The sequence below is a fragment of the Duganella phyllosphaerae genome, assembly GCF_001758785.1.
Lineage (GTDB): Bacteria > Pseudomonadota > Gammaproteobacteria > Burkholderiales > Burkholderiaceae_D > Rugamonas > Rugamonas phyllosphaerae.
Genome location: NZ_LROM01000156.1, coordinates 66,511 through 88,741 on the forward strand (window position 1 = coordinate 66,511; position 22,231 = coordinate 88,741).

Genomic DNA, 22,231 nt, shown 5'->3' on the forward strand with positions numbered 1-22,231 from the left:
CATGAACAATTTACGAATCCTCCACGACAATGCTATCGACCGCGCGGTGCTGACGGCATCGAGCCAGGCGGGCGCGCTGGGCCCGGGTAACCTGCAGCGCGACGAACGCTCGGCGGTGCTGCGCGCTGTCGGCACCAGCGTGACGATCACGGCCACCTGGCCGACGCAGGAGCTCATCGCCTGCGCGGCGCCGATCCGATCGAATATGAACAGCTCAGCGCGGATGCGGGTGCGCGGCTACGAGCGCGTCGGCGACGCCGCACCCGTGCTCGACACCGGCGTGATACTGCCGTGCCCCGAGGCGCCGCTGGACCCTGCTGATTTCGGTGTAATGCCGCTTGGCTGGAACGCCTACCAGTTCGGTGGCGTGAACACTTGGGCGCGCGGCGGCGGCGCTGACGGCGTCGCCTGGTTCGAACCGGTGCTCGTGCGCCAGCTGGTCATCGATCTGTCCTCGGTGGATAACCCCGACGGCTACATCGAGCTGTCACGTCTGGTTGCCGGCATGTACTGGGCGCCGGAATACAACCCGAGCTACGGCGCCAGCCTGGCGACCGTGGACACCAGCGAGGGCTACCGCACGGCCGCCGGCGCTGCGAAAACGAACGTCGGTACCCGGCACCGGCTGCTCAACATCAACCTGGAATTCTTGACGCCGTCCGATCGCGCGCGCCTGGCCCGCATCGTGGACGAGTGCGGCACGGTACGGCCGCTGCTGTGCAGCCTGTTCCCAGAGCACGCCGACCCGGTGCTCGAGCAGCAGCACATGGTCTACGGCCGTGTCGCCAACATCGACGCCATCAGCGCCTCAAGTTTCGACATCTATTCCGCTCCACTCCAAATCGAAGGGTACTAAAAATGGCAAGCAAATTTAAAGCAGGCATGTTGAACTTCATCGAGGTGTTGAACGAGATGTGGGACGCGTTCGTGGTCGGCCCATTCAATGCGCTGCCGTTGATCGGTGGCGTGTTGACCGGCCCTCTGTCTTCTCCGCTCGTAACTGGCACTGGCGCAACAAATGCGTCATCGCGGCCACGCTCATTGCTGGGCTACCCGGGGGGGCAAGAGCCATCCATTAGCATGGCTCGCTGGACGGGGCAGGGAAGTAACGACTACGTGTGGACGTTCGTAAACAGCAATGGCACGCTCCGCTTGCAGTTTTCGAAAGTGGGCGCATTCGGCACAGCCGAGCAGGAATCTGCGTATATGCAGATTTTCAATATCTCCCATACCGATACTGTGGACGGGGATGACATCACCACTACCTGCAATTTCCGAGGAAAGTATTTGATCCCTCGATTGGACAACCAGTATGACGTAGGACTGCCATCGCAGGCCTATCGCACCATCTACGCACGCACCGGCACCATCAACACGTCGGATGCCCGACTGAAATGCCAATTCCGCGACCTGACGCCTGCAGAGATCGCGGCGTCCTGTGATCTGGCCCGCGCCGTGCAGATCTACCGCTGGCGGGATGCCGTTGACGAGAAGTCGTCGGACGCCCGGGAACACGTCGGCCCGACCGTGCAGCGCGCAATCGAGATCATGACGGTTCACGGCCTCGACCCGTTCAACTACGGATTCGTCTGCTACGACGCGTGGGATCGCCAGGTGGTTGAGCACCCGGCCGTCGAGGCGCGCGCGGCGCTGCCGCCTACAGCCGAGGTGGCGGCTGTACTCGATGGCGCCGGCAATGTCGTAACCCCTGCGGTACCGGCCACGCCCGGCCGGCCAGCGATCGAGGCGCGCGAGGCCTACACCGAGGTCGTGCGCGAGGCCGGTGACCGTTACGCGTTCCGCTACGCCGAGCTGTCTATGTTCATCGCGGCGGGCCAGGCTGCCCACCAGGATGCGCTCGAGCATCGCATTGCTGCACTCGAAGCAGCATAAAAATCACCGTTCCACCAAGACCCGCTTCGGCGGGTTTTTTTACGCCCAAAGAAAGGCAACCATGCCAGCAGATGAAGCAGTAGAAAGCGCCCGTCACGGCGACAACCAGCGCCGAATGGTGCAGATGGAAGAGCGCATCGGGCGCGTCGAGGATGCTGTCGGCAAGCTGGCCGCCGATGTGCATGCCATGAAGGGCAATCTGGACGCAAACACTTCGTTCAGCCGCGAGGCAGCGGAGGGCATCGAGGCCATCAAGCAGCAGCTGGGCCAGCTCGCGCAGCTGGACATCCCCTCCCTGAAAGACATCGCCGAATACATGAACAGCATGCGCGGCGGCGTGCGCGTGCTGGGCTGGCTCGAGCGCCCCGCGCGGTGGGTAATTGCGATCGCAGGCGCCGTTGGCGCGCTGTATGGAATCTTCAAACTGAAAGGCTGATATGAAATTTGAACTGATTGAAGACTGGCAGGCCGTGCTGGGCAAGGCGTGGTCGATGAAATTCAGCATCCTGGCTGCGATCCTCGGCGGCCTGGAGGTGGGCGTGCAGTTCGTCCAGCCGGCCGGCGTCCCGAACGGCGTGTTCGCCGGCATCGCTTCGGCTGTGTCCCTGGCTGCCGGCATCGCGCGCCTGGTCGCGCAGAAAGAACTTTCGGGAGCCGCCAATGGCAACGCCTAAACAACGCGCTGCTGCCGCTGCAGCGCTGGCCACCATCATCGCCGTGCCGGCCGAAGGGATCCGCCAGATCGCCTACTACGACCCGCCCGGGATTCTGACCGTGTGCTACGGCCACACCGGCGCCGATGTGGTGGCGAAGCGCAAGTACTCGATGGACGAGTGCCGCGCTTTGCTGACGGTGGACATGCAGAAGGCGGTCGACCACGTGGAGCGCTGCGTGCCCGGCCTGCCGGTACCGGTGCTGGCGGCGTTCGCCGACGCGGTGTTCAACCTGGGGCCGACCATCGCGTGCGCGCGCATCAGCTCGACGGCAGCGCGCATGCTCTACGTCGGCGACCTTGCCGGCGCGTGCAACCAGTTGCCGCGCTGGGACAAGGCGCGCATCCTGGGCGTTCTGGTTACGCTGCCGGGCCTCACGAAGCGCCGGGCCGCCGAGCGCGAACTTTGCATGACGGGAGTGACGTGAGCACGCTGAGCGTGGCCGGCGGCGCCGTCGTCGCCGGCATCTGGAAAGTGGCGACCGTGGTGCTGGCCGTCCTGCTGCTGGTGGTAGCTACGGGCACCGGCACAGGCTGGTGGCTGGCAGCGGCCGCGCGCGACCAGGCGCTGGCTAGCCTGAAAGCGGAGCAGGGCGCCAGCGCCGACCTGCGCGCCTCGATCGGCGTCCAGAACAGCGCGGTCCGGTCGATGCACGACGCGACGGTGCCCGCCGATAAGCGCCGGCGCGCCGCGCAGGAACTCGCCGCGGCAAATGGTCGTCGCCTGGATGCCGCCCAGGCCAAGCTCACCGGCGCGCGCGCCACGACCTGCGAAGAGGCCATGCCCTACGTGAACCAGCTACTGGAAAGTGTGCGATGAAACCACGAAATGCACGACGAATTATTCCAAAAATTATTCCACTGGTCGCCGCCTTGGTGCTGGCCGGCTGCGGCATCGCGCCGCCGGCGACGCAGATCGTCGAGGTGCCGGTGTACGTGCCGTGCGTAAAGGACGTGCCGGCGGCGCCGGCCTACGAGTTCGACAAGCTGCCGATGGATGCGTCGGACGGCGTCAAGATCCTAGCGCTGGCACGGGATTGGCCGCGCGGCCGCAAGTACGAGGGCGAGATGGTAGCTGCAATAGCGGGTTGCCTCTAACGGGTCAGTGCACGCTTTCGCGCGAAATCGGTCCATCGCTGCGCCGTCAGATCCGCTCCTTTTCGTACGGCGGGATCAAATCGATCCAACTGTTAAAATTATTTCTGCTAGAGGGGCGATTCAATTATTCCCCCGCAGCCAATTTATACGGACCACCTTCACTTAAATAATTCAATAGGTCATAAAAGGAAACAGTAGTTATCCACCTCCCTAAGGCATAATTGCTTACTTGATATGGCGGAAAGAGGAAGGTAAATCCTGAAGAATTTACAGTAAAAGATTTGAAGTGTTCAAGTTTTTCACCAGCGCCTTCATTAAACCATTTGGTCTGAAATTCATCTGGCTTTTCTCCAGTTCTTTCCCAAAATTCACGGCCTAACTGCTCAATGGAAATTTTACTGATAACTTTCAATGCAGAATCAGCGTCGGAAAAGAACTCTTCCAGAGTGACGGGGTAAACCCGTTCAAGCAAAGCGAAATTATAGGTCTCAAAACGTGAATTAGGATGCGCTGCTCCAGCACCATACCAGCCGATGTTATATGTCAGGCTGAGGAACCGACTATTGCAATAAACTATATCAAAATCATCCCAGCGCCCGTTTTGCGAAAGTGTGCTGTCTTTTTCGGTAAAAACATCAGGCACTTGCTCCCAAGGTTTCTGACGTTCCTCAAGCAAAGCTTGACTAGCTCGCCCTCCAAACAGCAGCGATAGTTCGTGGGCCGCATCAGGTCGCTGCGAGGACTGGAATCGAGGGTAGTCTATTTTTATGTCATGACCTGGCATTCCGACCCAGTTATCCTCATATTTCTCAGTAAAAATCTGGAATTTGTCAAAAAGGCTTCCCTTTTCCAATATCACGGATTGTTGCTCAGCAGCGATATTTAGAGATGCTCGAACTTGATCCCAAGCACCCGGCGTACTTAGCTCTATATATTGCAGGCGGTTAGCAATTTGAATAGGAACTTCGCACGGCTCTAGCAAAAGCGGGATGACGTAGATATCAGTAGGCAGCTTGTAACGCAATCGCTCAACTGCATCATTCGCTTCACGCTGAACAAACCCGCGTTTATTAACGCTTTTTTGACTCAGTAGTAAAATTACCAAATTCGAATCGCTAAATGCTTTTTCTATCTCTGCCGCCCAGTTTTGCCCTGGGAGAAGTTTTTTAATATCCAACCAGGGAGCCACACCTTCTTTTAATAAAAGATCATAATAAATAATTGCCGCTTTTTGATCTTCTTTAGCGTAGCTTATGAAAACTTTAAGAGTCATTTTAATCGATCAATTGAAATTAAATTACTTACTGCCGCTGTCCAGAAAACGAGGTGTCGTTTGGAGTGAATGAACTGATTTAGAATCCTTACCAAGGGATATCACGCTGATCTTCACGGTGCTTTTCGCAATGCTGTCTGACTAGATTGACCCACGATTCATACCAATACCATGTTTTTGAAACGGTGGTCCCGAAGTTTTTTCCATCTTCTTTAGCACCATGCTTTTTCCAAAGCAGGGTGTGATCATGCATCGTAAATTTAAACCCCTCTGTTTTCATTTTATCTATGATCTCAGATGGCAAATACTTAACCTTTTCTATTTCTTTTAAAAGTGTGTATTCAGTATTAACCTTTTCAGCAAGTTCTGACCCGGGTTTTACAAACTGAATTACTCGATCAGCTTGGCCGAAATTATTCGCGGTTTTTGCGACAAACAAAACGCGATATGCATATTTGGGACTATTGAATTCTTCCCTAGATAGCGCACCATCGAATCCTTCAATAAATTTCTGAATATTCTTGGGTAGGCCAGGTTGGTCGCTCAGCATGTCGACTTGCGAATCGCTTAAGGATGAGAGTTGCAGACTGAACGAAAGATGCTTGTCAATTCCCAATTTCTCTGAAAATAATTTTTTTATTAATGTGTTATAGTTGAGACAGCACGCTTGAAACCTGGCGCTTAATAAGTCGTCAATCTTTGAGGTCATCTGATGTTCGATTTCATGTCGTAGACCTACGAGGAAACGAAGATTGTTGGCCGCGTCAGTCTCCACAGGAGACCTTTCACAATTCAAACATCGCTCTAGCTCCCACCATTTGTATGCGCCGCGTTTTGTAGTGTCATATTTTTTTCGACCTCCAATCATGGAAAAGTGACGATAGTCTATTTTCTTGGAGCGGAAGTACGCATGCATCAAATAAGTCCAAGCTATCACCATCAGGACAATATATATTTCTGATTTAAAAAGGATGCTGGGACTGTTGAAAATCTGCACGGCAGCTAGGGCAGACTCGCGGGATTTTTTCAACAATTCATCTTTTATCGACTTTACCCGACGGTGGCGAGTTGGCATATTGCCCCAAAGTTGTGCTGGACAACCTATTGTATCAACTTAGCAAGTCCCGAAAACTATTTTTAGTTTTATTTTTCGATGGGCAGACAATGGGCAACAAGGCCCTCTCTAAGCGTGATCATCGCCGACGTGGCCACCGTCTCGGAGGCACCCGATTAAGCCTGCATAAGCATCACACGGTGCTCCAGCAGACCACTGCACTGGCACGGTGCCTCGGTTTTATCCAGATGGTTGCAGGCAAGCCCAGCGTAGCTCTTTTACGGACCCAGATCAGGAGATAGGATGGCTGATGGTCGCTGGCCAAGCTTCTTCCACGCTGCGCGTTTTTCGTCCGCGTAGTCGTGGTGCATGTAATGCCCCCGCACCTTGCTGCCTGGAAGAACATGGTTCTGGCAGCGGTCGATGATGTCGAGACCGATGCCCGTTTGCCTTGCCAAAATTTGGGCGAAAATTGGGCGAAAGCTCAAACCATTTCCGACCTCTCCAGACCCCCAACCTCTGCGACCAGCCAGACGTTATCAGGTCTGGTGAGGTCTTTGGAGGTCTAAACGCTGTACTCTTCATTTGCTTATCACCACGCGTCGATCCATGCCTCCACTGCACGCAGGTCAATCCACAGGCGGCCGTCGACCATCTTGCACTCCCGCCCGTCCAGCCACTTCCCGGCCTTGCGGCGCGACTGCACCGCATCCGTCGTGTCGCCGGACAGCTCGATGTAGCGCCCCAACTTCACCCAGTTCAGTCTCGCTTCTGGCCGTGCCGCTGTGTTCGCCAAAGCGATGCGCGGCTGGTCCCGAATCTCCCGCGCTAGTTCGTCAAGCGCCCGCTGCGCCGCCTCCAGTTTATCCTCGATGGCCATGATGGGGCCTATGCTCCCGCTTCGGGTTGAAGGGTCGCCGACAGGCGCGCGCCCAGCGCTGCCCATGCCGCGCGCTTCTCGTCAGCGTAGTCGTGGTGCATTTAGTGCCGGCGGACTTTGCTGCCCGGCAGTACGTGGTTTTGGCAGCGGTCGATGATGTCGAGTTCTGCACCAGTTGCTGCATCATGGTCGTGTCGGGCCATGAGTGTGACAAGCTGCCGCTTGATGCGTCGGTCGGCGAGAAGGTACTGGCACTGGCGCGGGACTGGCCGCGCGGGAGGAAGTATGAGGCGCTGCTTGAGGCGGGGGCGGCTGGTGGCGACTGAACTTAGCGGTAGATGCCACCATAAAAGATTTTCAACTGGCGTACAAAGTTGCTACGCAATTGCCGCACACTTTTCTGCCAATCCTAGCCATTTTAAGGCGTGCGCTTTCTTCTTCTTCGCAGGCAAAGGACGCAATTTCAGTGTCAGCCAAAAGCACTTGACCGCATTCCGACTCACGTTCTGCCATGCATTCTGAATTAAAGTTCTTATGCGCTTTAAACAGATGATATTCGCCTGTTGATTTCAAAGTGAACAATGAATAATGCTGCAAATTACGTTGCAGCGAACGTCGGAAATCGTCCAAAATATCACCCATTTAAGACTCCTGAGATAAAAGAGGTTTTAAAAATTATGGAAGTGCCCCGCCAGCCGAGCTGAATACGGGGGCACAGTTACTGCCCCTTTACCTTATAGCTTTGATAGCAAGCACACCATCATCGCAGCGAGAATGAAGGCAGTTACTGGCGGAAAGTGCAGCGCTAACGCACCGAACAATCCCGTAAAAGCCACAGTCCTCTTGTGCAAAGGTGCTGAACTTGTCATTTTTGGTTTGGCCATGGCCGCTCCTCCATAGACTGCACCCGGTCTCATGAAGAGTCGGAAGGGCGCGTTCAGACTTTAGTGCTATTTTGGTTTCAGCTAGGCTCAATGGCTTTCGCGCAGGACATACCCAAGGCAGCACCAATCCGACTGCTCTTTTTGCCTAATTAAAAGCATTAGGCGAGTTCGGCGTTGAATTGCCTATTGTAAACTTTGCATTAGATAAAACAATACTGTGATTTCATACAGGAAACAAGGTGTAGTAACTTCTTCTGCCACACCAATCGGTGAAAGCGCGACGGCATCCTTTAAGTCGCAGCGCCGCGTATCGGCGTTACCGTCGCTGCTTCCGGCACGGTCCCACAGAAGTCGGCCCATGCCTGCATCAGCATCACCCGCTTGTCCAGTAGGTCTCCGCGCCGGTAGGCTGCCTCCGTTTTATCCGGAAGGCTGTGTGCCAGGGCATGCTCACAAACCTCGCGCGGGAACGAGTTGGCGACGGATTCGGAGCACCAGTCACGGAATGTTGAGCGGAAACCGTGTACTGTGATCTCCTTGCGTTCCATGCGCCGCAGCACGGCGGTCAAGCTCATATCCGAGAGCGGTGTACTGTCGGTTTTTCCAGGGAAAACAATGTCGCCCATGCGCGGCATATTCTTGAGCAGTGTCAGGGCAGCCGTGGACAGTGGTACGCGGTGTTCCTTGTTGGCCTTCATGCGCTCGCCGGGAATGGTCCACAGTGCCGCATCGAAATTGATCTCACCCCACTTGGCACCACGCACCTCTCCTGATCGCGTAGCGGTCAGTATTGCGAATTCCACCGCCCGCGCGCCGATGCCTTCGCGCTTCCTCAGATCAACCATAAACTCCCCAGTTTCGCGCCAAGGTAGGGCTGGATGGTGTGCAACCTTGACCACTTTGCCCGGGTCGGCCAGCAAGTTGTCCAGGTGTCCGCGCCAGCGCGCCGGGTTTTCACCTGTTCGAAACTTGCTGACCGTAGCCCAGTCCAAGATGCTCTCGATGCGGCCGCGCAACCTGGTGGCGGTTTCTGTTTTCTCCAGCCAGATATGGCTGAGCACCTTGACGACCAGCGGAGTATCGACGGCCGCCACCGGCAGCGCGCCGATGATCGGGGTCGCGTATGTCGCCAAAGTGTTTTCCCACTGACTGGCATGCTTGGCGCTCTTCCAGCCACCTCGGTGTGCCGCGATGTATGCTGCGGCGCACTGGTCGAACGTCATCAGCTTTGCGCGTTCAGCCGCCAGCGCGAGCTTGCTGGCCGCGCGAACCTCGAGGGGGTCTTGCCCGGCGAGTAGCGTCGAGCGGCAATCCTTCGCCTTAGCGCGGGCCTCGCTCAGGTTGACGGTATGCAGCGCACCGAGCCCCATTTCCCTCTGCTTACCGCCGATCGTAAATCGGAATATCCAGCTCTTGCTGCCCGACTTTGATACCTGCAACCAGAGCCCTGCGCCATCACCGTAATATCCAGGCTCCTTCATCCTGCTCACCGCTAAAGGGCTGAGCTTTTCCACTGTCTTCGCCATCCTACCCCCATCTCTACCCACATTCGATGTGCGGATTGTACCGCACCTATACGAACTGATGCGAACAAACTGGATTTCATAACTCTTTGATTTTTATGGGAAAGTGAACTAATGCGAATTGGTTTGAATCTCTCAAATGCGGACCCTCTCTCCGCCAAGGATACACTCAGGCGATCCCAGCAAGTCCCGGGAAGTCCCTCAAAAAGCCGCTTTAGCCCTTGCTAGAGCGGCTTTTTTGTTTTGTGGCGTCCTGGGCTGTGCGAGGGCATCCAGGGTTTTTAGGGGCCTGATACAGATCAGCCTCTCTTTTATTGGGTGCTGAAAGGCTTTGCTTTTCCTAGTGCCCCGAAAGTTATTCAACTGATTAAAGACGGCCAGCTTGGTTGGGTCGGTGCTGGCTTTACATGTTCAACGCTCTACGAGATTTTTGAGCCCGGCACAGGCAAAGCGATGTCGATGGAGGCGGGGGCTGGGTATGCCATCGGCGCGGCGATTGTCTTCTTGGCGGCCTCAAGCGTAATTGCAGCATTGGGAACCATGCTGCCGGTTGCCTACCCAATGCCAACTGGCGCTACTTGGCGAACGCATTATCAGATTCTCATTAAGTCGGTTGGCTTGACGATTGCCAGCGCAGTGTTGTTCGGGCTTGTTCATTATGGTACTGTTGGAGTCCGAACGCTATAAATCTTGCCTTCGTATCCCAAATTGATCACGCGACGGGAGCGTAAAATGACAACCTTAAAAGCCTGGATAGGCGACCGCCTTGAAACCCCGGAGAAAGCGCGTACAACGCTATCGAATATTGCTGTGTTCGGTGGCGTGGTTGGTGTTGTCCTGACAATGATAGCTGTGATAATCGCTCAAGTCTGATTAGGGTGATTCGCAAACAAAAGGCGATCCGCCACCCTCAACGGCTTGGCAACATTTGTCTTTACCTCTAAATCAAGTCCTCTTTGCGAGGTATAGGCTCTGTGAGTCAGCGCTGGAAGGGGGCCACTGGCGGGCGGCGTGCAGTACACGCAGCACGCGCACCACGTCGCCGGCAGTGTCATAGACGAGAATGTAATTCTGGTGCGCTACGAGCTCACGAGTGCCGGCAGCACGGCCAAGCTTGCCCAAGCCGGGATGATCGACCAGGCGGTTCGCCTTTTCTGCAAACAGCTCATCGATGGCGAGCGCGGCGGCCGGGTTGTCGGCCTCGATGTATTCGTAGATGTCATCGCGGTCTCGAATCGCCTCTGGTGTCCAGAACAATTCCATTATTCAGCGGCGTCCAGTCGGCGACGTGTGGCGGCGCGCCTGGCGGCGAACTTGGCTTCAACCTCAGCGGCCGGGATCAGGTTGCCGGCATTGGCCGATTCCAGACCGCTCTGCACCTGGCGACGGAACCATGCGTCATGTTCTGCCGCTTCCTGCTGCTGCCGAACGAAGTCACGCATGAAGTCGCGCAGCAACTGGGCGCCGGTACGGTCGCGCCCCTTGGCGGCTGTCGTGAACTGGTCTTTCAGGTTCTTATCGACCCGGAAGGTAAAAGTTGCTTCGCTCATGCCCTTGCTCCTATGTGTTACAGCGTAATTACATGGTAGCACAAGGCGCAACCGCCGTATGGCGACTCGCAGCAAGGAACGGAAACCGGGTTAATGAAAAGCCGGCCCGGCCGGATTGGCTTGGCTTTCCTTTTATCCCGTGTTGTTGGCGCTGACCGAAAACTGACCCGGATAACCTATCGGGGCATAATTGAGGCATATCTTGAGAGCTTTCAGGCAGGAATCCAAGCGTGGCAAGCCTTCTTCGAAGGCCTCGTCCTGTGCACGGGCGTGCCTCTTCGAATCGCCCATTTGCCGCCGCGCGAGCGACGGCGTCGCGCGCCGTGGGCGCGCGGTTTGCACCCGATCAGGCTTTTCGATCTGAAGTCCGCTGGCCTACCTCTTCGGCGTGAGCATCAGCAACCGCCCACTCGCACCGTCTTCCAGCAACCACAGCGCGCCACTGGGCCCGGTGCGCACGGCACGAATCCGTTCGCCCATGTCCCAATGGTCCTGCTTGGTCGCATTCTCGCCGTCGAGGGCGATGCGGTCCAGCGACTTGCCCGAGAGACCGGTGATGAACAGGGAATTTTTCCACTTCGGGAACAGGTCCGCATCGTAGTAGGCCAGGCCGCCCGGTGAAATGGCTGGATTCCAGGACACTTTCGGGGCCTCGAAGCCGTCGCCAGGCGCGTGGTCGGGGATGTCCCGGCCGTCATAGTGGCTGCCGTTCGATACCTTCGGCCAGCCATAGTTGAGGCCTGGCTTGATCAGGTTGATCTCGTCGCCATGGCGCGGCCCCATCTCCATTTCCCACAGGCGTCCCTGTTTGTCGAAGGCGATGCCCAGCAGGTTGCGGTGGCCGTACGACCACACGGCTGCATTGAAGCCCTTGGCCGCGAGCGGGTTGCCGGCGGCCGGCGTGCCGTCGAGGTTCAGGCGCAGCACCTTGCCCAGCGTCGACTTGGGATCCTGTGCCGGATCGAAAAGCTGGCGGTCGCCACTGGTGAAAAACAGATACTTGCCATCCGTCGAAAAGCCGATACGGCCCGAATAATGCCCGCCTGTCGAAGCATCCTGGCCGCGGAAAATGGTCTTTGTATCCTTGAGCGTGCCGCCTGCCTGATCCAGTGTCGCGGTGGCGAGCACGACCCGGCTGCTGTCACCGGTGCCAGCCTCGGAGTAGCTGAAGTAGAGCAGCTTGCTGGCCGCGAAATCGGGCGCGGGCACGATGTCCATCAGCGCGCCCTGGCCCTTGCTGCTGACGGCGGGTGTGCCGGACACTGTCCTCCTGGTACCGGTTGCGGGATCGAACAGGATCAACGTCCCTTCCTTTTGCGTCACCAGCACGTGGTCGTTGGGCAGAAATGCCATGGCCCACGGGTTCTTGAATGTGCCGACCGGCTTGACCTCGAAAGGCAGGCCGCCGGTTGCGGATGTGCTGGCCCGTGCGTTCGCGGCTGCCGGGGCGGTCAAGGCGAGCAGGGTGAGCGAGAAAGTGGTGGCAACGCCGATCATGTTCAAATTCATGTTTTCCAGATCTCCATTTGCGGATTGATGCCAGGTTGTTGGCGCGAACAGTATGCCATTTGCGCCGGCGCTGTTGGTCTACAGGGGCGATGGGAAGTGTAGAGCAAAACTTCCGTTGCAGACGTTCCGCTACTCGCGGCCGGAGATCGCTGTACTGCGCACCACAATTGCCGAGATTACGGAGGCTTGACACTACACCGTATCGAAGCTTATGTGAGCGGCGTTACGCTGAACCTGATACCCCAACACCCAATCTGTGACATCATGCATCCCCACCCTAGAAGCCGCGCACCATGCCCACCACCACGCCCCAATTTACCTTGCGCCGTTACCAGGAGCTTTTCGAACAAGCCCCGGTCAGCATCCAGATCCTGGCGCCGGACGGGCGTACCGTCCGGGTAAACAAGGCATGGGAAAACCTCTGGCAAATTCACGAAGGCACGGCCTTGCGCGACTTCGTTTTCAGCGCCGACTACAACGTGCTGAACGATCCGCAAATGCTCGAGAGCGGCATCGCGGCACTGCTTCGGCGTGCATTCGACGGCGAGTCGGTCGAGATTCCATCGGCACGCTATGACGTCAGTGCGCTCGGCGGCGAGGGGCCGGCGCGGTGGGTGACGGCGCGCGCGCATCCGATCAAGGATGGCGAGGGCAATATCGTCGAGGTGATGCTGATGCATGAAGACATCACCGAGCGGGTGGAAAGCGAGAATGCGCTGCGGCTGCGCGAAGAACGGTTCCGCTCGCTCGTGATGGCGACCTCGCAAATCGTCTGGACCAACACGCCGGATGGCCGGGTGCTCGAAGATTCGCCGTCGTGGCGCGCGTTCACGGGGCAGACCTACGACCAGTGGAAGGAATTCGGCTGGCTCGACGCCCTGCATCCCGATGACCGTGCGCCCACCGAGGCGCTGTGGCACACTTGCGTCGCGGCGCGCGCCGTGTTCGAGACCAATTACCGCATACGCTGCACCGATGGCAGCTACCGCTGGACCGCCGTCAAGGGTGTGCCCATCCTGGCGGCCGACGGTTCGGTGCGGGAATGGATCGGCGCCAACACCGATATCCACGACATGGTCATGGCCGAGCTGGCGCTGGCGCAGCGGCTCGATCGCGAGCAGCGCACCAGCGCGCTGCTTGGCAAGGTGGCGCAGGCGGCGCGCACCTTGCACAAGATCCTCTCGACCGAGGAGATCGCCAAGACGCTGGTGGCGGAAGTGCGTGACATTCTCCAGGCGCACCAGGCCATCGTCGCGCTGGCCGATGCCGGCACCGGCGTGATGGCGGTCCATGCCGTCTCGGAGTCGGCGCATTACGCGCCGACTGCGCCGGTGCCGGCGGCCGGTCGGCTGGCGGTGCCGCTGATCGACCGTGCCGGCAATCACCTGGGCATGATCGAAGCGGTGGACAAGATCGATGGCGCTTTCACGGTCGAGGACGAGGCCATCCTGGTGCAGCTGGCATCGATCGCCGCGACCGGGTTCGAGAACGCCCGGCTCTACTGTTCATTGCAGGAGCAGGATCGTCGCAAGGATGAATTCCTGGCCATGCTGGCCCACGAGCTGCGCAATCCGCTGGCGCCGATCACCTCCGCTGCGCACCTGCTGCACCTGAAGGCCTCCGATGAAGCCCTGGTGCGCAGGTCGGGCCAGATGATCGGCCGGCAGGTGCGCCACCTGACGTCGCTGGTGGACAGTTTGCTCGACGTCTCGCGCGTGACGCACGGACTGATCGAGCTCGCGACCGCAGTGATCGACCCGATGGGCATCGTGGCTGCCGCCGTGGAGCAGTCGCAGCCGCTGATCGCGGCCCACCAGCACGTGTTGACAACCAGCGGCGACGCCGGCGGCGCGGCCATCGTCGGCGACCCGGTACGGCTGACACAAGTGCTCGTCAATCTGCTCAACAATGCCGCGAAATATACGCCGCCTGGCGGACGTATCGAGGTCACCGTTGCGCGGCATGGCGAGGTCGTCTCGATCGACGTGCGCGACAACGGCATCGGCATCGATGCGCAGCTGCTGCCCCAGGTTTTCGACCTGTTCGTCCAGGCCGAGCGGTCGGCCGACCGGTCCCAGGGCGGGCTGGGCATAGGCCTGGCGCTGGTGCGGGAAATCGTCGCCCTGCACGGCGGCCAGGTGGCGGCGTACAGCGCTGGCGCAGGGCAGGGCAGCACCTTCTCGCTGACGTTGAATGTTGCCGCTAGCGCCGGCGCCGTCGCATAATGCCGCCGCCGTAGTGCGCTTGTCCGACGCGGCTGCGAGGTGTCGGCGCCGTCCACGCTCTCTCCAGATTTCGGTATACACGGAAACAAAAACTAATATATGATGATCGTCATATTTTAAGTGAGGCGCAGTGCATCCTCACTTTTCTTGACATAAAAATATGATGATCGTCATATTTCTGTGTTGACCTCAATTCATCCAATCAGAAGGAAATGTTATGACGACCCCCACAGTTGTACTGGTCACCGGCGTCTCATCCGGCATCGGCCGCACGACCGCCGAGCAATTCGCCCGGCGCGGCTGCGAGGTGTACGGCACCGTGCGCAATCTGGCCACGGCAGCGCCATTGCCGGGCGTTACCCTGGTGGCGATGGACGTGCGCGACACCGACTCGGTGCAGCGCGCCGTGACCGACATCATCAGCCGCGCCGGCCGCATCGACGTGCTGGTCAACAACGCCGGCATGAACATGACCGGTGCCGTGGAGGAGACCAGCATCGCGGAAGCGCACGTGATGTTCGAGACCAATGTGTTTGGCGCCATGCGCACCATCCAGGCGGTGCTGCCGCAGATGCGCCAGCGGCGGGCGGGGCGGATCGTCAACATCAGTTCTGTGCTCGGGTTTTTGCCAGCGCCGTACATGGGATTGTATTCGGCGTCGAAACATGCGCTCGAAGGCCTTTCCGAATCGCTTGATCACGAAGTGCGCCAGTTCGGCATTCGCGTCACGCTGGTCGAGCCGGCCTATGCCAGGACCAGCCTGGAGGCCAATTCACCGACCGCCAAGTCCCCCATCGCTGCCTACGACCGTGAGCGCACGGCGTCTGCAGCTGCGGTGGTGCGTGAAATCAACAAGGCGCCGGCGCCCGATAGCGTGGCGGCGACCATCGTCGAGGCGGCTCTGGGTAAGTGGCAGATGCGCAAAACGCCGCCCGGTCCGGCTTCGCTGCTCAGCAAGTTGCGCCGGTTTATGCCGGCGGGTCCGGTGGATGCGAGTTTGAGGAAGCAGTTCGGGCTGGGGTAATTCGGATCCGACAAGGGGCAGCGGCGGCGCAGACCAAGGCCGATATCGGCCGTAGATAAAAGATGACTACAAAGTTTTCATCCAGACTGCCGACTCTCCATCCCCTCCAATGTGCACAAACCCCAACCCCGAAAACAACCGCTCTGACCGCCCATTCCCCACATCGATCTCCGCGTCCAGCCTTGCCAATCCAACGCCCGGCGCAACATCGAGCACTGCCAGCAATGCCTCCCGCATCAATCCGCGTACCCAATACGCCTTGGCCAGCAAACACCCAATCTCCGCCTGGCCTCCTGCAAAATTATGCAGGCCGACCACGCCGATCATTACGCCGTTCGACTTGAGCACCACGCCCCATTCGATCGCCACGTCTTCAACCAGGTTGCGCTCGATGCTGGCGACTGTTTGCAGATACTCGTCGTCGATCGTGAAGGCCGGGTCCGAAGCGTAGCGCATCACCTCGGGATCGCCATAAACCGCGGTCAGGTCGGCGATATCGCCCAGTTTTACCGAGCGTAGCAGCAAACGCTTCGTCTCCAGCATCGGCAGCGAGCGGGGCAGGCGGCGCATGGTCATTTCTCGAACGGCCGGTCCAGCAACACCGCCCCCGTCCCATTCGCACCCAGGGCATCGCCGCCATTACGCAGCGGGCATTCAGTGGTGGACAAGCATCCACAACCGATACAGCCATCGAGCTCGTCGCGCAACCGCGTCAGGCGGGCGATGCGTTCGTCGAGCTCGGCGCGAAAACTCTCGCCCAGCTTGCGCCACTCTCTGGCGCTGACGATGCGGTCTTGCGGCAGCTTTTGCAGATATGCGCTGATGGTTTCTAGCGGGATGCCGGTGCGTTGCGCCACCTTGATCACGGCGATTTGCCGCAGCACGCTGCGCCCGTAGCGGCGCTGGTTGCCTTCTGTGCGCCAGCCCTTGATCAGGCCCTTCGATTCATAAAAATGCACGGTGGACACCGCCACGCCGCTGCGGCTGGCGACGTCGCCGACCGTCAGCTGGGTTTTTTCGGGATCGATTCGGTTCATCCTCCTGGCCTCCCGTTCGATTGGCGCCACCGCTCAACCACCTCGAAGACCCCCATCCCCACCAACATACTCGCCACAAACACCAGCACCTTGCCATTACCCGTGACAAGCAAGGCCAGCGCCGGCCCAGGGCACAGGCCGGCCAGCCCCCAGCCGGCGCCGAAGGCCAGCGCGCCCAGTACCAGGCGGCGGTCGATGCGGGTGGCGGTGGGCAGTTGCAGTGGCGCCCCGGTCAGCGTGCGCTGGCGCCTGGCGGCAAGCGCAAACGCCGGCAACGCGACGACGATGGCGCCGCCCATCACGAACGCCAGCGACGGGTTCCACGATCCGGCCAGGTCGAGAAAGCCCAGCACCCGCGCCGGGTCGGTCATGCCGGAGACGATCAGGCCCAGTCCGAATACCAGGCCCACCAATAGTGCAATCAGACTTTGCATGGTGTGCTCCTCAAGCCAGCAGGTGGCGCACGACATACAGCGTGGCGAAGCCGGCCAGCATGAAGGTGGCCGTGGCCGCCATCGAGCGCGGCGCGCGGCGCGACAGGCCGCACACGCCGTGGCCGCTGGTGCAGCCGGCGCCGTAGCGGGTGCCGATGCCCACCAGCAGGCCGGCCACGACCAGCACGGTGGTGTCCGCTTCAAGCGTAACGGCGGGCAGCGAGGCGGCCAGCCCATAAACCAGGGGCGCGATGACCAGGCCGCCGATGAAGGCGACGCGCCAGCCAAGGTCGCCGCCGGTCGATGACCGCCTGGTGCCAGGCAAGCCGCCCAGCAGTCCGCCGAGCAAGCCGCCCAGCACACCGCTGATACCGGCGATTTTGCCATTGAATAAAATCAGCGCGGCGCAGGCCGTGCCGATCAGCAGGCCGCCGGCCAGCGCGGTCCAGGGGGCGAAGTTGATCCAGTCGATGGTCATGTCGGGCTTTCGAGGGGAGTGGGGCAATACAAGGTGTACAGCACGCGCAGGACGGCGGCCGCTTCCGCGCTCGCCAGGCGGTAATAGATCTGCTTGCCCTCGCGCCGGGTATCGACCAGTTGCTCGGCGCGCAGCACGCACAATTGCTGCGACAAGGTGGGCTGCAAGATGGCAAGCGCGTCGGCCAGTTCACTCACGCAGTACTCGCCTTGCGAGAGCTGGCAGAGCAGCAGCAGGCGGTCCGGGTTGGCCAGCGCCTTCAGCAAGGCCGAGGCACGCGCCGCTGCCGCCTGCATGGCCTGCGGATCGATAGCGGCAGGGGGGGTAATGGAGGACACCGTGGATCTCCAGGAAAAACAATATATTGAATTGTATATTGTTTTTTCGGAGCCTGGCCCGGAACGAAAAAAAGCCGCAGCGGCGGGCGCCGCGCGGCATGAATCAGTTAAAAGGCCAGTTAAAAAATTAGTTAAAACTCTTCCCACTCGGTTTCGTTGGCCTTGGCGGAAGCCTTTACCGCCGACGCAGCCGGCGCCGATCTGGGCACGCTGGCCAATTGCCGCACCGGCGCTTTGCCGGCCGGCTTGACGGCCGCCACCGGCCGCGCCATCGTGCGTACCGGTGCGACAGATGGTGACGCCGTCTCGTCGAGCTTGAACACGCTCACCGCCTGCGCCAGCTTGCCGGCCTGTTCCTGCAGGGCCGACGTGGCTGCCGCTGCCTCTTCTACCAGCGCGGCGTTCTGCTGGGTCACGGTGTCCATCGAGGTGATCGCCTGGTTGATTTGCTCGATGCCCACTTCCTGTTCGCGGCTGGCGGCGGTGATTTCGCCGACGATGCTGGTCAGCCGCTGCACGCTGGACACCACTTCATCCATGGTCACGCCGGCGGTGCTCACCAGCTTGTTACCGGCTTCCACTTTGTCCACCGAGTCGCCGATCAGCACCTTGATCTCCTTGGCGGCGCTGGCCGAGCGTTGCGCCAGGTTGCGCACTTCCGAGGCCACTACCGCAAAGCCGCGGCCCTGCTCGCCGGCGCGCGCCGCTTCCACCGCTGCGTTCAACGCCAGGATGTTGGTCTGGAAGGCAATGCCGTCGATCACCGAGATGATGTCGACGATCTTGCTGGCGGAAGTGTTGATCGATTCCATTGTCTCCACCACCTGCGATACCACCTCGCCGCCGCGCACGGCCACGGCTGCGGCAGACTGCGCCAGCTGGTTGGCCTGGCGCGCGTTGTCGCCGTTCTGCTTGACGGTGGACGTCAGTTCTTCCATCGACGAGGCGGTTTCTTCCAGTGCGCTCGCTTGCTCTTCGGTGCGCGACGACAGGTCCATATTGCCGCTCGCAACCTCGGTGGTGGCGGTGGCGATTTCCTCGGTGCCGTGGCGTACTTCGCCGACGATTTTCTTGAGGTTGTCGTTCATCTCCGCCAGCGAGGCCAGCAACATGCCTATCTCGTCTTTGGTAGTGACCGTGATGCGGCTGGTCAGGTCGCCTGCGGCCACGGTGCGCGCCACTTCCACCGCGCGGTTGACGGGCACGGTGATCGAGCGCGTGATGATCACGCCGATGACGATGGCGGCCAGAGCCGCGATGCTCGACAACACCAGCGTGGCCATGATGGCGACACGGCCATGGTTGCGGGCCTCGGCGGCCGATTCCTGCATCATCTTTTCCTGCAGCGCCACCATGGCTTTGAGGGAGTCGAAGAACTTGTTCTGCGGTGGACGCAAGTCCTTGAGCACATACTGGCCAGCTTCCTCGGCCTTGCCATCGCGCAGCAGCTTGACGGCGGTATCGCGGGCCTGGGCATAGCCGGTGCGCGCCTCCATCATGGCGGCGAACTGGCGCTTGCCATCGTCGCTGTTGATCATGGCTTTCAATTTCTCCAGCGCCTTGCCGTTGATCTGCACCGAGTCGTCGAGCTTGGCCAGCGATGTTGTCACCTCCGCCGGATCCTTGGCGCCGATGGTGGCGTTGCGGATATACCGGGCCTGGACATTGACTTCGTCCTGGATCCCCCTGGTCAGCGTCACCTTCACGTAGCGGTCTTCCAGCATGGTGTCGGTGGCGGCGTTGATGTTCTGGATGCGGCTGACAGCCACGCCGGCCACCATGAGCAGCAACAGCAGCACAATGCCGAAGCCGGCAGCGAGCCGGGTACCAATTTTCAGATTCGAGATATTCATTGCGTGCGCCGTGGGGTATTGAAGCGAGTCAAATCCCGGGGGCGAGGGGAAGGGAGTGTGTCGATCGGGCGCGGGATGGGGCGCCTGGAACAGAAGTTAAGCAATGCTTGCGAGTCTAGTTAACTAATTGTTCCAGGGCAAGTAAATCCTGATGGCTGGTTGCCAGGCGTTGTAATTGCGAGAGTGTTCAGGCCGCTAGCGTTTCGCCTGCTGCAAGTTGAGCAAATACACATCGTTTTCACGCAGCGGCAGGCTGGTGGAGAAGCGCCCGTCCGCGCCCACCCGCACCGTTTTCTGCGCCGATGGCTTGCCGGTGGCCATGTCTTTCAGCGCCGTCACCTGCGGCCTAGTCAGCTGCTTGGGCGAACCCATGCCAATGAAACCGGTGTAGGCGTCGTTCTGCTTGTAGCCCACTTGCGAGACGGTCAGCGTGTACGCGCCCGGTTTCAGGCCGGCGACCTTGACCGCCACTGTGCCCTTGTCCCTGGCCGGCAAGTCCTGGATGAAGTACTGCTGGTTGTTGATCTTCTCGGGCAGGGTATGGGTGTAATCCCACAGCAGCACTTGCGCATTGCCCTGGCCGTCGGTGGTGGCGTACGAGCGGGCGTCAGTGTTTTTCAATTCATTGGGCGCCAGCTGGTTGAGGAACTGGTAAGCGAAATAGGCGGGTTTCTTGATGCCCTGGGTGTTCATCAGGCCGAAGCCGCCGTGGAACGCCTCGAAGCGCGGTCCCGCTTCCTCGAAAATATCGGTGAATACCCAGTACGACATCGACTGCGCGGCAGTGCCCACCTGCTTGAGTTTTTGCAGGATGTACGCGGCCTGGTGGTAGCTGTCGTGGCTCGGATCGGACGGCGTGTACGACGAGCTCCACTCGGTGTAGTGCAGCGGCAGCGTGGGCATGGCGGACGCGCCGATTTCACGGCGGTTGCGCAGCACGTCGGCGCTGATCGCGCCATCATCCTTGTTGAGCACCGTGCCTTTCTTGCCGAATTCGTCGAGGAAGCCCTGGCTCACGCCATAGGTATGGGTGCTGATGAAATCGAGCGGCACGCGGTTCTTGTCGGCGTAGGCGATGGTCTCGGGGATCCACGCGGCGCCGGCGGTGGCGGGGCCGCCCACGCGGTAGCGCGCATCGACGCTCTTGATGGCGCGCGCGGCGTGCGCATACAGCTTGAAGTAATCGTCCTGGGTGCCGGCCCAGAAGCCGTCCAGGTTAGGTTCGTTCCACACTTCGAAGTACCAGCTGGCCACTTCGTCGGCGCCATAGCGTTCGGTCCAGTGCGCGGTGAGCGCTTTCACCAGCCGCTCCCACGCCTCGTAGTTCTTGGGCGGCGTGACATTCCCGCGCCACCAGAAAATGGTCTTGTCGCCGCTGGCCATTTGCGACGGCATGAAGCCCAGCTCCACGAACGGCTTGATCTTGATGCTCAGCAGGTAGTCGTACAGCGCGTCGATGTACTGGAAGTTGTAGTGCTCCTTGCCTTGCGCATCGACGTGGTACACGGCCATGTCGTCGCTGAGCAGGCCGTGCATGCGGATGTACTTGAAACCGGCGTCGCGCTTGATCTCGGCGAGCTGCTGCTGCCAGTCGGCGCGCAGGCCCTCGTTGGCGCGGCCGGCGCCCACAGCAAAATTGAAGGTGGCCGGCAGCGGGCCAGCGACCTGGCTGACGTTGACGTCGATGACGCGGTCCTGGGCGGTGGCGCAGGCCGGCGCCAGCATGGTGGCGGCGGTCAGCGATAGTTGACCTATCAGCTGTGCGATTTTCTTGGTTTGCATTTGTCTCTCTCCATTGGTAGCACCATGTCCATGGGGTGCACCATTCTGAAAGAGACGCCTGCCAGCTGCAACATTGAAAATGCGTTTTCGCGCTTACGAAATTCGCCAAATGATGTCGGCAGCTTCGCAGAATTCGTATCGAATCTGCATTTACAAGCCACGGTGAAAATACTATATTGATAAGTCTTCGCCACCCGGCGCGTCTCAAGAAAGGACTACCATGGCCATCCGCACGCTCACCGCCACCTGGACCGCCGGCATCGGCAGCGTTGGCAGCGCCACCGCCGTCATCACGCTCGACACCGACCTGGTGACCACCGCCCCTGGCAACACCATCCCCATCGCCCAGGTCCAGGATCTGACCGTGACGGTGCAGGGCGCCCGCGCCGGCAACGGCACCTTCGGCAAGGACGACTTCAATGCCGTGCAGTTTTACGCCAGCTTCCCGCTCGACTTCAGCCAGCCGCTGATCGGCCAGACCGGCAGCGGCGGCGCCCTGGCCTACGGCACACCCGACGCGCAGGGCGGCGCGGGCGACTTCAACCTGCTCTCCGGCAGCGGCGGTGCGGGACCGGCCGGCGTGGCGGCGTTCACCTTGGCCACCAATGGCCGCAACGATCCATCGGACGTGCTGGTGATCGCTTCGATCAACCCTTGAACTTTCATGGCCGCCTCGCGTGATAC

Annotated in this window: 29 protein-coding genes; 13 read left to right on the forward strand and 16 right to left on the reverse strand. The window is 59.8% G+C overall.

Annotated elements, in window-relative coordinates:
* Nucleotide 1 precedes the first annotated feature (1 nt).
* The 7 genes from DUPY_RS26720 to DUPY_RS26750 are packed head-to-tail and all read left to right on the forward strand — an operon-like array spanning nt 2 to nt 3,703.
* Nucleotides 2-856 carry a hypothetical protein gene (locus DUPY_RS26720; RefSeq protein WP_070252293.1) on the forward strand — a complete coding sequence of 285 codons (855 nt, stop codon included), beginning with the start codon at nt 2-4 and terminating at the stop codon, nt 854-856.
* Nucleotides 857-858: 2 nt separating this feature from the next.
* Nucleotides 859-1,893, forward strand: coding sequence for a tail fiber domain-containing protein (locus DUPY_RS26725; RefSeq protein WP_141749704.1), 1,035 nt, complete (start codon nt 859-861; stop codon nt 1,891-1,893).
* Nucleotides 1,871-2,329, forward strand: coding sequence for a hypothetical protein (locus tag DUPY_RS26730; protein ID WP_167359125.1), 459 nt, complete (start codon nt 1,871-1,873; stop codon nt 2,327-2,329). The genes DUPY_RS26725 and DUPY_RS26730 overlap by 23 nt, the downstream gene beginning before the upstream one ends.
* 1 nt (nt 2,330) lies before the next feature.
* Nucleotides 2,331-2,567 (forward strand): DUF7940 domain-containing protein, encoded by a 237-nt coding sequence (locus DUPY_RS26735; RefSeq protein WP_070252299.1) that lies wholly within the window; start codon nt 2,331-2,333, stop codon nt 2,565-2,567.
* The gene (locus tag DUPY_RS26740; RefSeq protein WP_070252301.1) at nt 2,554-3,033 is read left to right on the forward strand and encodes a lysozyme; all 480 of its coding nucleotides are present in this window, start codon (nt 2,554-2,556) and stop codon (nt 3,031-3,033) included. Before DUPY_RS26735 ends, DUPY_RS26740 begins: the two co-directional genes overlap by 14 nt.
* Nucleotides 3,030-3,425, forward strand: coding sequence for a hypothetical protein (locus DUPY_RS26745; protein ID WP_070252303.1), 396 nt, complete (start codon nt 3,030-3,032; stop codon nt 3,423-3,425). Before DUPY_RS26740 ends, DUPY_RS26745 begins: the two co-directional genes overlap by 4 nt.
* Nucleotides 3,422-3,703 carry a hypothetical protein gene (locus DUPY_RS26750; protein WP_070252304.1) on the forward strand — a complete coding sequence of 94 codons (282 nt, stop codon included), beginning with the start codon at nt 3,422-3,424 and terminating at the stop codon, nt 3,701-3,703. The genes DUPY_RS26745 and DUPY_RS26750 overlap by 4 nt, the downstream gene beginning before the upstream one ends.
* Before the next feature lie 124 nt (nt 3,704-3,827).
* Here the strand turns inward: DUPY_RS26750 and DUPY_RS27440 are convergent, their stop codons facing one another.
* From DUPY_RS27440 to xisR, 4 genes are all read right to left on the reverse strand, one after another.
* Nucleotides 3,828-4,976 (reverse strand): TIR domain-containing protein, encoded by a 1,149-nt coding sequence (locus DUPY_RS27440; RefSeq protein WP_071651712.1) that lies wholly within the window; start codon nt 4,974-4,976, stop codon nt 3,828-3,830.
* An 88-nt stretch (nt 4,977-5,064) separates the two neighbouring features.
* Nucleotides 5,065-6,051 (reverse strand): DUF3644 domain-containing protein, encoded by a 987-nt coding sequence (locus tag DUPY_RS27445; protein WP_071651713.1) that lies wholly within the window; start codon nt 6,049-6,051, stop codon nt 5,065-5,067.
* Between the two features lie 257 nt (nt 6,052-6,308).
* Nucleotides 6,309-6,518, reverse strand: coding sequence for a site-specific integrase (locus DUPY_RS28180; RefSeq protein ID WP_208600111.1), 210 nt, complete (start codon nt 6,516-6,518; stop codon nt 6,309-6,311).
* Between the two features lie 104 nt (nt 6,519-6,622).
* Nucleotides 6,623-6,910, reverse strand: coding sequence for an excisionase family protein (gene xisR, locus DUPY_RS28710; RefSeq protein WP_070252306.1), 288 nt, complete (start codon nt 6,908-6,910; stop codon nt 6,623-6,625).
* A 104-nt stretch (nt 6,911-7,014) separates the two neighbouring features.
* On the opposite strand from xisR, the gene DUPY_RS28565 reads away from it, so the two are divergent.
* On the forward strand, nt 7,015-7,236 hold the full coding sequence (locus DUPY_RS28565; RefSeq protein WP_167359122.1) for a hypothetical protein: 222 nt from the start codon (nt 7,015-7,017) through the stop codon (nt 7,234-7,236).
* Between the two features lie 31 nt (nt 7,237-7,267).
* Here DUPY_RS28565 and DUPY_RS28190 read toward each other — a convergent pair whose 3' ends face one another.
* Together DUPY_RS28190 and DUPY_RS26765 are read right to left on the reverse strand one after the other, a co-directional pair.
* Complete coding sequence (locus DUPY_RS28190; protein WP_141749706.1) at nt 7,268-7,552, reverse strand: hypothetical protein; 285 nt, start codon at nt 7,550-7,552, stop codon at nt 7,268-7,270.
* Between the two features lie 532 nt (nt 7,553-8,084).
* Nucleotides 8,085-9,320 (reverse strand): tyrosine-type recombinase/integrase, encoded by a 1,236-nt coding sequence (locus DUPY_RS26765; RefSeq protein WP_070252310.1) that lies wholly within the window; start codon nt 9,318-9,320, stop codon nt 8,085-8,087.
* 315 nt (nt 9,321-9,635) lie between these two features.
* Between DUPY_RS26765 and DUPY_RS28195 the strand changes: the two genes are divergently transcribed.
* The gene (locus tag DUPY_RS28195; RefSeq protein ID WP_141749707.1) at nt 9,636-10,004 is read left to right on the forward strand and encodes a hypothetical protein; all 369 of its coding nucleotides are present in this window, start codon (nt 9,636-9,638) and stop codon (nt 10,002-10,004) included.
* Nucleotides 10,005-10,049: 45 nt separating this feature from the next.
* Nucleotides 10,050-10,190: a hypothetical protein gene (locus DUPY_RS28570; protein ID WP_167359126.1), complete on the forward strand. Its 141-nt coding sequence runs from the start codon at nt 10,050-10,052 to the stop codon at nt 10,188-10,190.
* A gap of 72 nt (nt 10,191-10,262) precedes the next feature.
* On the opposite strand, the gene DUPY_RS26775 is transcribed toward DUPY_RS28570, so the two are convergent.
* The 3 genes from DUPY_RS26775 to DUPY_RS26785 form a co-directional block, all read right to left on the reverse strand.
* Nucleotides 10,263-10,580 (reverse strand): type II toxin-antitoxin system RelE/ParE family toxin, encoded by a 318-nt coding sequence (locus tag DUPY_RS26775; RefSeq protein ID WP_070252314.1) that lies wholly within the window; start codon nt 10,578-10,580, stop codon nt 10,263-10,265.
* Nucleotides 10,580-10,867 carry a CopG family ribbon-helix-helix protein gene (locus DUPY_RS26780; protein ID WP_070252316.1) on the reverse strand — a complete coding sequence of 96 codons (288 nt, stop codon included), beginning with the start codon at nt 10,865-10,867 and terminating at the stop codon, nt 10,580-10,582. The genes DUPY_RS26775 and DUPY_RS26780 overlap by 1 nt, the downstream gene beginning before the upstream one ends.
* Before the next feature lie 375 nt (nt 10,868-11,242).
* Nucleotides 11,243-12,376, reverse strand: coding sequence for a PQQ-dependent sugar dehydrogenase (locus DUPY_RS26785; protein WP_208600112.1), 1,134 nt, complete (start codon nt 12,374-12,376; stop codon nt 11,243-11,245).
* Nucleotides 12,377-12,669: 293 nt separating this feature from the next.
* Here DUPY_RS26785 and DUPY_RS26790 point away from each other — a divergent pair, with 293 nt between their 5' ends.
* Nucleotides 12,670-14,601, forward strand: a complete 1,932-nt coding sequence (locus DUPY_RS26790; protein WP_070252318.1) for a PAS domain-containing sensor histidine kinase — start codon at nt 12,670-12,672, stop codon at nt 14,599-14,601.
* 217 nt (nt 14,602-14,818) lie between these two features.
* Nucleotides 14,819-15,625 carry an oxidoreductase gene (locus DUPY_RS26795; protein WP_070252319.1) on the forward strand — a complete coding sequence of 269 codons (807 nt, stop codon included), beginning with the start codon at nt 14,819-14,821 and terminating at the stop codon, nt 15,623-15,625.
* A gap of 66 nt (nt 15,626-15,691) precedes the next feature.
* Here the strand turns inward: DUPY_RS26795 and DUPY_RS26800 are convergent, their stop codons facing one another.
* The 7 genes from DUPY_RS26800 to DUPY_RS26830 all read right to left on the reverse strand — a co-directional run bounded on the left by DUPY_RS26800 (nt 15,692) and on the right by DUPY_RS26830 (nt 21,547).
* On the reverse strand, nt 15,692-16,195 hold the full coding sequence (locus DUPY_RS26800; RefSeq protein WP_167359127.1) for a GNAT family N-acetyltransferase: 504 nt from the start codon (nt 16,193-16,195) through the stop codon (nt 15,692-15,694).
* A gap of 2 nt (nt 16,196-16,197) precedes the next feature.
* Entirely contained in the window at nt 16,198-16,662 is a 465-nt protein-coding gene (gene soxR, locus DUPY_RS26805; protein WP_070252321.1) for a redox-sensitive transcriptional activator SoxR, read from the reverse strand.
* Nucleotides 16,659-17,096 (reverse strand): YeeE/YedE family protein, encoded by a 438-nt coding sequence (locus DUPY_RS26810; RefSeq protein ID WP_070252323.1) that lies wholly within the window; start codon nt 17,094-17,096, stop codon nt 16,659-16,661. The genes soxR and DUPY_RS26810 overlap by 4 nt, the downstream gene beginning before the upstream one ends.
* A gap of 10 nt (nt 17,097-17,106) precedes the next feature.
* On the reverse strand, nt 17,107-17,574 hold the full coding sequence (locus DUPY_RS26815; protein WP_070252325.1) for a YeeE/YedE family protein: 468 nt from the start codon (nt 17,572-17,574) through the stop codon (nt 17,107-17,109).
* Complete coding sequence (locus tag DUPY_RS26820) at nt 17,571-17,912, reverse strand: ArsR/SmtB family transcription factor (protein WP_307188211.1); 342 nt, start codon at nt 17,910-17,912, stop codon at nt 17,571-17,573. Before DUPY_RS26820 ends, DUPY_RS26815 begins: the two co-directional genes overlap by 4 nt.
* Before the next feature lie 131 nt (nt 17,913-18,043).
* Nucleotides 18,044-19,765 carry a methyl-accepting chemotaxis protein gene (locus DUPY_RS26825; RefSeq protein WP_070252329.1) on the reverse strand — a complete coding sequence of 574 codons (1,722 nt, stop codon included), beginning with the start codon at nt 19,763-19,765 and terminating at the stop codon, nt 18,044-18,046.
* Between the two features lie 195 nt (nt 19,766-19,960).
* Nucleotides 19,961-21,547 (reverse strand): GH39 family glycosyl hydrolase, encoded by a 1,587-nt coding sequence (locus tag DUPY_RS26830; protein WP_070252331.1) that lies wholly within the window; start codon nt 21,545-21,547, stop codon nt 19,961-19,963.
* A gap of 220 nt (nt 21,548-21,767) precedes the next feature.
* On the opposite strand from DUPY_RS26830, the gene DUPY_RS26835 reads away from it, so the two are divergent.
* Nucleotides 21,768-22,205, forward strand: coding sequence for a hypothetical protein (locus tag DUPY_RS26835; RefSeq protein ID WP_070252332.1), 438 nt, complete (start codon nt 21,768-21,770; stop codon nt 22,203-22,205).
* The last annotated feature ends 26 nt before the right edge of the window (nt 22,206-22,231 follow it).